Below are 10757 nucleotides of genomic sequence, written 5' to 3'. Positions count from 1 at the left end.
CCACCACCACCACCACCGCGCCGTCGACCTCAGCCGACCCAGCGGTTGATCAGGCCACCCGGACGCCCCGACCGCTCAGCAGCCGCGTCAAGTAAAAGTGAGCAATTCAACGGCGTGATCTGCGTCTGATGAGGTCATGCTATGTTCGTCGCACCGAATTTCGAGCGGGCGCGGCGTGCGGATGACCACCTCATTGACGAACGCGCCCCGACGAGGCGCCACACGTTGTGACCGGAGGAGAAAACCCGCGGATCGCCGTGCGCTCGTACCCAAACAAGATCGAGTACTGACCAAGACCAGTGCCGAAGAAGACAGAGAAGAAACAGACAACATGAGTGTGGGAGTCGTGCGCGAAACGGCCGAGGGTGAGCGTCGCGTGGCGCTCGTCCCGAAGGTCGTTGCGACGCTGGTAGGTAAGGGAGTGCCGGTAACCGTCGAATCGGGTGCCGGTGTGGAGGCGTTGATCCCCGACGACGCATACGTCGAGGCAGGAGCAACGATCGGCGATCCGTACGCGGCGGATGTGGTGCTTCGTGTGTCGCCGCCGAGCGATGCCGAGATCGCCAAGTTACGGCGCGGTCAGAAGCTGATCGGCTTCTTGGCGCCGCGCAATGCCGACACCAAGGTCGGCGCGCTGAAGGAAGCAGGCGTAGAGGCATACGCCGTCGAGGCGATTCCGCGTATCTCGCGCGCGCAGGTCATGGACGCGCTGAGCTCGCAGGCCAACGTGAGCGGCTACAAGTCGGTCATCGTGGCGGCCGACAAGTCGACGCGATTCTTCCCGATGCTCACGACCGCGGCCGGCACCGTCAAGCCCGCGACCGTGCTGGTACTCGGCGTGGGTGTCGCGGGTCTGCAGGCGCTGGCAACCGCCAAGCGCCTCGGCGGCCGGACCACCGGTTACGACGTGCGACCCGAGGTGGCCGAGCAGGTCCGTTCGGTCGGCGCTCAGTGGCTCGACTTGGGAATCGACGCCGCGGGTGAGGGCGGATACGCCCGTGAACTCACTGACGACGAGCGTGCCAAGCAGCAGCAGGCGCTCGAAGACGCGATCAAGGGTTTCGACATCGTCATCACCACCGCACTGGTGCCGGGACGTCCGGCACCTCGCCTGGTCACCGCCGCTGCGGTCGAGGGTATGAAGCCCGGCAGCGTCGTCGTCGACCTCGCAGGTGAAACCGGCGGCAACTGCGAGCTGACCGAACCGGGGCAGACCGTCGTCAAGCACGACGTCACCATCACGTCGCCGCTGAACCTGCCGGCGACGATGCCCGAGCACGCCAGCGAGCTCTACTCGAAGAACCTGCAGGCGCTGATCGAGCTGATGCTCGACGAGAACGGCGCCATCACACCCGATTTCGACGATGAGGTCATCGCATCCGCATGCGTGACCGGGTCGACGTCGACCAGCTCGGAGGTGAAGGCCTGATGTACACCGGTCTCATGGCGAACATCGCCATTCTCGTTCTCGCGGGATTCGTCGGCTTCGCGGTCATCTCCAAGGTGCCCAACACGCTGCACACCCCACTCATGTCCGGTACCAACGCCATTCACGGCATCGTCGTGCTCGGTGCGCTGGTGGTGCTGGGTTCGCTTCCGGCAGATGCCAATTGGGGCACTCGCATCATCGCGTTCGTCGCGTTGATCTTCGGCACGCTCAACGTGGTCGGCGGCTTCCTCGTCACCGACCGCATGCTCGGAATGTTCAAGGGTAAGAAGGAGTCTGCCAAGTGAGCGCCATCCTCGCCTCGACGGTACTGGCGAGCGAGTCGACCCGACAGGTCTCCGAAGGCCTGGGCTACGGCGTCACGGCTCTCTATATCGTCTCCTTCTCACTGTTCATCTACGGCCTCATGGGACTGACCGGTCCCAAGACCGCTGTGCGCGGAAACTGGATCGCCGCAACGGGTATGGGCATCGCGATCGTCGCGACCCTGCTCAGCGTCTACAACAACGCAGGCGACGTCGGTGTCCCGACAGTCAACTGGGTGCTGATCGCCATCGGTCTCGCGATCGGTGTCGCGCTGGGCATCCCGCCGGCGCTCAAGACCAAGATGACGGCGATGCCGCAGTTGGTCGCGCTCTTCAACGGCGTCGGCGGCGGAACGGTCGCGCTCATCGCGTGGGCCGAGTACATCGAGTACGACGGCTTCACCCAGGTGCCGCACGAGCCGAACGTGGCCGTGATCGTCGGATCGCTCTTCGCGGCCATCATCGGTTCGATCTCCTTCTGGGGTTCGCTGGTCGCCTTCGCGAAGCTGCAGGAACTGCTCAACAAGAACCTCGAGAAGAAGCTCGTCGCAGCGGCCAAACTGTTCCAGGTCGCGAACGTCGTGCTGGCGATCGTGGCCGTCGCGGTGGCCGTGGTCATCGGTGTGAAGGCAAGCTCGACCAACGCGACCCCGTGGTACTGGATCGTCATCCTGCTCGTCGTCGCGGGTCTGATGGGTCTGTTCGTGGTGTTCCCCATCGGCGGCGCCGACATGCCCGTGGTCATCTCGTTGCTCAACGCACTTACCGGATTGTCCGCTGCCGCTGCGGGTCTCGCGCTGAACAACCAGGCGATGATCGTCGCGGGCATGATCGTCGGAGCGTCGGGTTCGATCCTGACGATGCTCATGGCCAAGGCCATGAACCGCTCCATTCCCGCCATCATCTTCGGGTCCTTCGGTGGCGGCGACGCCGGTGCCGCGGGTGCTGCCGGTGGTGCGGGCGGAACGGTCAAGGCCACCTCGGCTGCCGACGCCGCGATCCAGATGGCCTATGCCAACCAGGTTGTCGTCGTTCCGGGATACGGTCTCGCTGTCGCCCAGGCGCAGCACACCGTCAAGGAAATGGCAGACCTGTTGGAGGACAAGGGCGTCGAGGTCAAGTACGCGATCCACCCGGTCGCGGGTCGTATGCCCGGCCACATGAACGTGCTGCTGGCCGAGGCCGACGTACCGTACGACTCGATGAAGGAGATGGACGACATCAACGGCGAGTTCACTCGCACCGACGTCACCATCGTCATCGGCGCCAACGACGTGACCAACCCGGCGGCGCGCAACGACCCGTCGTCGCCGATTCACGGAATGCCTATCCTCAACGTCGACCAGTCCCGATCGGTCATCGTTCTCAAACGTTCGATGAGTTCGGGATACGCAGGCATCGACAATCCGCTGTTCACCGCAGAGCAGACGTCGATGCTGTTCGGCGACGCGAAGAAGTCGGTCAGTGAGGTCATCGAGGAGCTCAAGGCGCTGTAGCACGCCGTCGGCACTGCACCACGGCGAGGAACAGCTTTACGATTCGATAGCAGCGGGCGGCACGACGTGTCGCCCGCTGCTATGTGTATGTGATGACTGTCGAAGGTTCCCGGGTGCGCACGGTTATCTCGCACGTCGTGTTCGGTCTCGGAGTGCTGTGTCTGCTCGGCGGGTTGTTCGCGGGTCTGGTCAACCGCGAGGCCGTCAACAGCGCGCGGTTCGCCGCGCATGTCGACTCGATCCGGCAGGATCCCGCGGTCGCGAGGCAACTCGGCCTGCTCGTGTCCGGCAAGATCATCTCGGCGTCGCCAGAACTCGTTGCGCTGCGTCCGCTGGTGGAATCGGTGTCGATCTCGGCGGTGTCGAGTCCCGCGGCGGGTCCTGCGGTGCGGAAACTCACCGCGTCGATCCACCGATCGATCGCCACGGGCGACAGCAATCTGTTGTGCTGCGTCTCGCCGATCTCGGGGCGGTCACCGTCGCCGCGCTGCGGACGGTGGCACTCGACGTCGCTGCTCGACTCCCCGACGACATGGACGTCACGCTCTCCGCGATCGGCGCGAGCGAATGGGACTCGGGCATTCTCGATTACGTCAGATGGGTTCGGGTGTTGGCCTGGTTGTTGCCGCTACTGGGCCTGCTGCTGATCGTTGGCGCGGCGTTCATCCGACCTCCGCCCGTGGAGAAGGGTCGAGCCGCGCGCGTCGCCGCGGTCACCGACACACTCGGTGGCGCGATCATCTGGCTCGCCGCGCTCGTGGCCGCAATCCTGCTCGCCTGCACCATCATTGCCGCCTTCATCCCGACCGACACCCTCGACGGTGCAGTGACAGTCGCGGTCTGGCGCGAGGTCGACGGCAGGCTGTGGATCATCGCTGCGATAGCGGCGCTGATCGGGCTGGCCGTGCGCGCGGCGTCGAGTCTCGCGCCGGTCGACGATCTCGACAGACTCGCAGAGCGCCTGCGCGCGTGGGTGATACGACGACCCTCGACGCCTGCGGCCATTGCCGCGCGTGGTGGGGTGCTGGTGCTACTCGGTGTGCTGGCGGTGCTGCGACCGCTGACATTCGTCACGGTTGTCGCCGTGGTGCTCGGGGCATGTGCCCTCATCGCAGGAGCGGGGGAGTTGCTGCGTGCGGCGAATAGGCAACTGCAGGGCAGTGATCGGCGGCAGGTCGTCGTCCGGTTGGCGATTCCGATCGTTGCGATGGTCGGCGTAGCGGCACTGCTGGCGACAGTCGGCGTGCTGGCGTGGCCGCAGCCGACACCGACGTTGAGTTCCGTTGTCGCCAAGGATGATCCGAACGCGTGCAATGGTCACGTGGAGTTGTGCGATCGGCCGTACAACGACGTGGCGTTTCCCGGGACACACAATTCGATGTCGGCGGCTGACGGCAACCGATGGTTTCTCGCGGAACAGGAAACCGGCGTCATGGGGCAACTCGACGACGGCATCCGCGTGTTCCTCATCGACAGCTGGAACGGTCAGATGTCGAACAAGCCGCCGATCATCGCCAACACTCAGGACAGCCGCGCACAGGCGTTGGCGGCGGCGGAACAGCTCTATGGGGCCCAGACCGTGCAGAGTGCACTGAGGGTGCGCGACGCCCTCGATCTGACCCCCGTCGGACCGGTCAAGCCCTACCTGTGTCACGAACTGTGCGAACTGGGTTCGACCGAGTGGTTGCCGCTGATGATCAAGGTGCGTGAGTGGATGGACCGCCACCCCAACGAGGTGGTCACGTTCTTCGTGCAGGACATGGTGGCACCCGCCGATGTGGAGACCCTGCTGCGGCAGGCGGGACTCTACGACCGGCTCTACACCCCGACCCTTGGTCAACCGTGGCCTACGCTGCGCCAGATGATCGACACCCGCCACACGCTGGTCTGGCTGCACGAGAACGTCGGTGGAGGCACCGAGCGGCCATGGCTGCTCGACGGCAAGGAGTGGACCCAGGACACCCCCTACGAATTCCGCACGACGGCCGAGTTCAACTGCGACCGGAACCGTGGGTCGACCACAGCGCCACTGTTTCTGGTGAATCACTGGATGAGCAACTTCACCAGCAGGATTCGCGATGCCGGTGTGGTCAATCGCGAGGAGTTCTTGTTCAACCGGCTCGAGCAGTGTCGCGCCGAGCGGCACATGATTCCCAACTACGTTGCCGTGAACAACTATCGCGTCGGAGACCTGTTCGCCTCGGTGGACCGGCTCAACGGAGTCAGTTAGCCCCCGCCGTTATCGACTTGGGATCGCAGGGAGACCCAGCCCGTCGCGAAGAGCCTTAGAGTTACGCAAGTGACTCATGTGACCAGAGTGAAGCGGGTTCGACGCGGCGTCGTCGCGCTCGTCGCGGCGGCAGCGGTGGGCGGTGCGGTCGGTTCGTTGCCCGTCGTGCACCACACCCAGGTGCAACCGACCGCGACTGCCGTCGACCCTGCGTCGCTCTACAACTCCGCTCAGCAGAAGTTCGCGTCTGGTGACGTGGCGGGCGGACTCGAGGCCCTGAAGCAGTCGCTGGTTGTCGCACCCGCTGACGCTGATTCACTCGCACTGCAGTCGATATGGTCCGATCAGGCCGACGATGCCCCCACCGGCAAGGCGGCGCTGAGCAGACTGTCGATGATCAATTCGACTCTCGCGACGAGCGTCCGCAACATCACCGCGGGTGTGTCCGACGCCGCCGCGATCGTCCCGTCCACCTCGCCTGCGCCGGTATCGGGGCGTGCGGCGATAGTCGTACTCGGATACGGGCTCGCCGCCGACGGTGCCATGGCACCCGAACTGGCGAAACGGCTGACGGCGGGCAAGGCCGAGGCCGACGCGGCGCCGTCGCTCCCGATCGTCGTCACCGGCGGCGTGCCGAAGAAAGGCATCACGGAGGCGTCGGCAATGAAGAAGTGGCTTGTCGCCAACGGTGTCGGCGCGTCGCGGGTGACGATGGAGGACAAGTCGGTGTCGACGGTCTCGAACGCACAGAACACGGCCGCGATACTCGGACCGATGGGCATATCGAACGTCGTCCTGGTCACCTCGCCCAACCACATTCGACGAGCCGCTGCCGACTTCGCCGCGGTGGGACTCAAGGTAGGCGGATCTGTCACCACTGCAACTGATTTGGCGAAGTATCTCAAAACCTTGACGAAAGATCAGCAGAAAGGCATTCGCCTCGAAGCGACTCGCGCCGCGCGAATTCCAACCACTAAGAATTCGGAATTACCGATCCCGAATATCCCCGGTGTGCCGAATGATCTTCCGGACACGGGACCAGGACTTATCCCTGACATCGGCGGCAAGATTCTTGATCAGCTTCTGCAGACCGGATCGAAAAGTTGAATGGCGCAACGACTTTCGATGTATGCGTGAACTGAGTCACAATCAAAATCGGGCTGTACAAGTCTCACAAGAATATTCTTCTTCGGGACAACTCTGATGAGGTCTCGCTCTGTACGTTCGTTGCATGGCAACTACCCCGACAGATTCTCGACGGATAGACACGGCCCAACCATCCCGCGATCGATGGCGCGGAGTTCTGAAATACGATGTTCCGGCATCTCTTGTTGTTTTCCTTGTGGCGCTGCCACTTTCACTCGGCATCGCGGTAGCCTCCGGAGCGCCCGTCATGGCTGGCCTGATCGCGGCGGTGGTCGGTGGTGTGGTGGCGGGATTGATCGGCGGTAGCCCGCTCCAGGTCTCAGGGCCCGCCGCGGGACTGACGGTGGTGGTGGCCGAACTCGTCACCAACTTCGGCTGGAAGGTGACGTGTGCGATCACCGTTGGCGCAGGAATTCTGCAGATTCTCTTCGGTGTCAGTCGGATTGCGACCGCCGCTCTCGGCATTGCGCCGGTGGTGGTGCACGCGATGCTGGCCGGAATCGGAATCACCATCGCGCTGCAACAGATTCATGTACTACTCGGAGGCAAGTCGAAGAGTTCTGCACTTGCCAACATCAGCGAACTGCCCGAGCGGATCGGCGACATCAGTTGGGCCGACGCCTCGATCGGAATCATCGTGATCGTGGTGATGGTGGGTTGGAAGTTCCTCCCCGCACGCGCACGCAAGATTCCCGGACCTCTCGCCGCGATCGCACTCGCGACGGCGCTGGCGGCTGCACTCAACCTCGACGTCGAGCGGGTTCGCCTCGACGGCAACTTCTTCGACGCCATCTCGCTGCCTGAACTGCCCCAGGGCAATTGGGGTGGATTCGTTCTCGGCGTGCTCACCGTCGCTCTGATCGCCAGTGTCGAATCCCTGCTTTCTGCCGTTGCCGTCGACAAGATGCACGACGGTCCGCGCAGCAGGTTCAATCGCGAACTCATCGGGCAGGGCAGCGCGAACATGACGTCCGGACTCCTGGGCGGACTTCCGGTCACCGGCGTGATCGTGCGGAGCACCGCGAATGTCGCTGCCGGAGCACGTACTCGGTGGTCGGCGGTTCTGCACGGCGTGTGGGTCTTCGTTTTCGCGGTGTTCCTGACGGCACTGGTCGAGCAGATCCCGCTGGCGGCGCTCGCCGGGCTTCTCGTGGTGATCGGCATGCAACTGGTGAAGCTGGCGCACATGAAAACCGCTCTGCGCACCGGCGACCTGTGGGTGTACGGCGTGACCGTTGTCAGCGTCGTCTTCTTGAACCTTCTCGAGGGTGTGGCAATCGGCCTTGCCCTCGCTGTGGCATTGGTCCTCTGGCGGGTCATCCGAGTCGAGATCAACTCAGGACCGGTGGCGACAGGCGAATCGGACGAATGGCTGATCGCGGTACGGGGATCGCTGAGCTTCCTGTCCATGCCGCGATTCAACAGCACTCTGAGCAAGGTTCCCGACGACGTGCCGGTCACAGTGGAATTCGACGTCGACTTCCTCGACCACGCGGCATCGGAGATGATCTCCGACTGGGTGCGCGCGCGCGAGGCCACGGGCAATGAGGTCACGATCGTCGAGCGCGGTCGGGCTCGAATAGAGCATGCGCCGCTCGCTCCGCCTCGTCGACACACCGGCGGCATCGTCGGTCTGACACCCTGGCGCAGCCAACGGATCCCGGTCGACGACAAGGCTGTTGCCGACGTCCCGGCATCGCTGCGGTCGATCATGGCGGGCGTCACCGACTATCACCGCGAACACGCTGACGTGCTGCGTGGCCACCTGCAGGATGTTGTCGACTACCAGCAGCCGGACGCCTTCTTCCTCACCTGTGCCGATTCGCGCATCATGCCGAATATCATCACCTCGAGCGGTCCCGGCGACCTGTTCACGGTGCGCAATGTGGGCAACCTCGTCGGGGGACCTCAGGGTGGCGCTGAATCCATCGAGGCCGCACTGGATTTCGCGATCAATGAGGTCGGCGTAACCGCCGTGGTGGTCTGCGGACATTCATCGTGCGGTGCGATGCGAGCGGTGCTCGACCAGAGTCGTGGCCGCGAAGCGTCCTCGGATGCGGCGTCGAGTTCGCCGATCCGCTCGTGGCTGGCCCAGGCCGAACCGAGCCGGACAGCACTGCAACTTGGGCATCCCGCCGGAAGGTCTGCCGCCAGAATGGGTTTCAACGATGTGGATCAGCTCGCCGTGGTCAACGTCGCCAAGCAGGTGGAGATTCTGAGTCGCCATCAATTGGTCGGCCGGGCAGCGGCAGAGGCACGTCTGCGAATCATCGGACTGTACTTCGACATTCGTACCGCACAGGTCTACGAGGTCAGCCAAACCGGTATCCACCTGGCAGGCGTCGGCCATCACGTGAGTGGTTTGCTCGACCGCGAAGTCGCTGGAACATCCCGCTCGGAGCGCGCTAGAACATGACCGAGCGAAAGTGTGTGATCAGCCGTCCGGCGTCGTCGAGGATGTGAAAGGCGATGCCGGGCGGCTGACCGCGGTTCACGATGTCGTGGCCCTCGAAGGGCAGGTTCAGCGTCGAGGAGACACCGGGTGCGACGCACAGCGGTCGGTCGGCGAATCGGGTGACCGCGGGCGTGTGCGCGTGTCCGCACAGGAACGCGACGATGTTGGGATGCGTGTCGACAAGAGCTGCGAGGCGTTGTTCGCCGGTCTGGCGGATGCTGTCCATGAACGGCATCTCCAGCGTGACCGGCGGATGGTGGAACGCGACGAACACCGGCGTGTCGGGTCCGTGCGCGGCGATCTCCGCGGACATCCACGACAGTGTGTCGTCGTCGATGTAGCCGTCGTTGCGGCCAGGGATCGAACTGTCGACCACGACGAACAACACGCCGTCGACGAGTGCGGACGAGTTGATGGGCGCCGACGACTCGGCTCTGAGGATGCCCGCGTTGAACGCGGCGCGCTCGTCGTGATTGCCCTCGGTGATGAGGATGGGCAGCGGGCTGTCGATGACGAGTGAGGCCTCGCGGTACTCGCTCGGGCTGCCCTCGTCGGCAATGTCACCGGTGATCAGAAGGACATTGATACCTTTCGCGCGCGCGTTGATATAGCTCAACGTCGATTCGATGCGGCTGCGATTGAATCGGGTGCCGTTGAAATGCAGGTCGCTGATATGCGCGACAACGAACACAGGCTCTCCCGGGGGTTTGGACACACTGAACATAGCCAACGGAGTTGCCGATCGCGAAGCGAGGCCCGTGGGCGTGGCGAGAGACTCACTTGCGGCGGCCGAATAGCCGATGTCGGGAAGGTGTGCAGTGTGGTGTCCAGTGCAACTCGGCTATCGGTGCAGCGTGTGCGCGAACAACTTCTGTAGCTCGGCGAAGTGGTACTCGGAGGCGTCGTGGTTGTACACCGCGGTGTCGGCCATCGTGTAGCCGTGCTGGGCGCCCGGGTAGACAGTCGCGGAATGAGTGACGCCCGCGGTGATGAGAGCGTGCTCGAATTGGGCGATCGCTTCTGGAGGAAGCGAACGGTCGCGGTCGGCGTGCACGGCGAGCACCTGGGCGTCGACGTTGGCGAGGCGCAGATGCGGACTGTCTGATGACTGTGTGACCAATCCGCCCGTGTGGAACATGCCGAGCGCTGCGACGTCGTCGGGTCGGGTCGCCGCGGCCAGCAGGGCGAGTCTGCCGCCCGCGCAGTATCCGGTCACGCCGATCGGGCCCTTCGAGACGCCGGGTGTGGCCTCCAATGCGTCGATATATGCGGCGAGGTCGGGTACGGCGAGATCGTCGGTGAGCGCGCGCACGCGCGGCATGGCAGCACTGAAGAACTGCTCGCGCGATTCGGCGTCGAGGAGTTCATCGTCCGGCGATGTCTCCTCGGCGGAGCCCCAGCGGTAGAAGACATTCGGAACCAGCACGACGTAGCCCCACGACGCGATGCGGTCGGCCATGCGACGGGTCTGCGGGCGCAGCCCGATGGCGTCGATGATGAACAGCACGCCGGGGTAATCGCCATCTGGATTCTCGCTACCTTCGTTCTCGCTGTCTGGTCGGACGAGATAGGCCTCCGCGTCGCCGTCGGCGGCCGCGACGGTGACGTTCTCCCCGACGGTGTCGTAGGTGTCGGTCATGTTCGGTGTCCTCTCACGGGTGGTGGGTGGGGTGTGGAT

8 protein-coding genes are annotated in these 10757 nt (G+C 64.2%); 6 read left to right on the top strand and 2 right to left on the bottom strand.

The genetic code is table 11. The features are described 5' to 3' along the window. The first annotated feature begins 331 nt into the window (after positions 1-331). From A5777_RS16815 to A5777_RS16790, 6 genes are all read left to right on the top strand, one after another. A complete protein-coding gene (locus A5777_RS16815) occupies positions 332-1429 on the top strand; it encodes a Re/Si-specific NAD(P)(+) transhydrogenase subunit alpha (protein ID WP_064863503.1) in 1098 nt (365 codons plus the stop codon). Continuing rightward, a complete protein-coding gene (locus A5777_RS16810; RefSeq protein ID WP_005177965.1) occupies positions 1429-1734 on the top strand; it encodes an NAD(P) transhydrogenase subunit alpha in 306 nt (101 codons plus the stop codon). Before A5777_RS16815 ends, A5777_RS16810 begins: the two co-directional genes overlap by 1 nt. After that, the gene (locus tag A5777_RS16805; protein ID WP_082933715.1) at positions 1731-3248 is read left to right on the top strand and encodes an NAD(P)(+) transhydrogenase (Re/Si-specific) subunit beta; all 1518 of its coding nucleotides are present in this window, start codon (positions 1731-1733) and stop codon (positions 3246-3248) included. The genes A5777_RS16810 and A5777_RS16805 overlap by 4 nt, the downstream gene beginning before the upstream one ends. Before the next feature lie 496 nt (positions 3249-3744). After that, the gene (locus A5777_RS16800; protein WP_331710605.1) at positions 3745-5478 is read left to right on the top strand and encodes a hypothetical protein; all 1734 of its coding nucleotides are present in this window, start codon (positions 3745-3747) and stop codon (positions 5476-5478) included. A gap of 69 nt (positions 5479-5547) precedes the next feature. Beyond that, positions 5548-6585, top strand: coding sequence for a YdcF family protein (locus A5777_RS16795; protein ID WP_197502406.1), 1038 nt, complete (start codon positions 5548-5550; stop codon positions 6583-6585). Positions 6586-6709: 124 nt separating this feature from the next. Next, positions 6710-9040: a SulP family inorganic anion transporter gene (locus A5777_RS16790; protein WP_197502405.1), complete on the top strand. Its 2331-nt coding sequence runs from the start codon at positions 6710-6712 to the stop codon at positions 9038-9040. On the opposite strand, the gene A5777_RS16785 is transcribed toward A5777_RS16790, so the two are convergent. Beyond that, on the bottom strand, positions 9030-9770 hold the full coding sequence (locus tag A5777_RS16785; RefSeq protein WP_064863507.1) for a metallophosphoesterase: 741 nt from the start codon (positions 9768-9770) through the stop codon (positions 9030-9032). The genes A5777_RS16790 and A5777_RS16785 overlap by 11 nt on opposite strands. 150 nt (positions 9771-9920) lie before the next feature. Next, positions 9921-10718, bottom strand: coding sequence for a dienelactone hydrolase family protein (locus A5777_RS16780; RefSeq protein WP_064863506.1), 798 nt, complete (start codon positions 10716-10718; stop codon positions 9921-9923). Between the last annotated feature and the right edge of the window lie 39 nt (positions 10719-10757).

This window comes from Gordonia sp. 852002-10350_SCH5691597 (assembly GCF_001665715.1).
Classification (GTDB): domain Bacteria; phylum Actinomycetota; class Actinomycetes; order Mycobacteriales; family Mycobacteriaceae; genus Gordonia; species Gordonia sputi.
The sequence above is the reverse complement of the archived record's forward strand: the minus strand, read 5'-3'. Positions and strand labels throughout refer to the sequence as shown.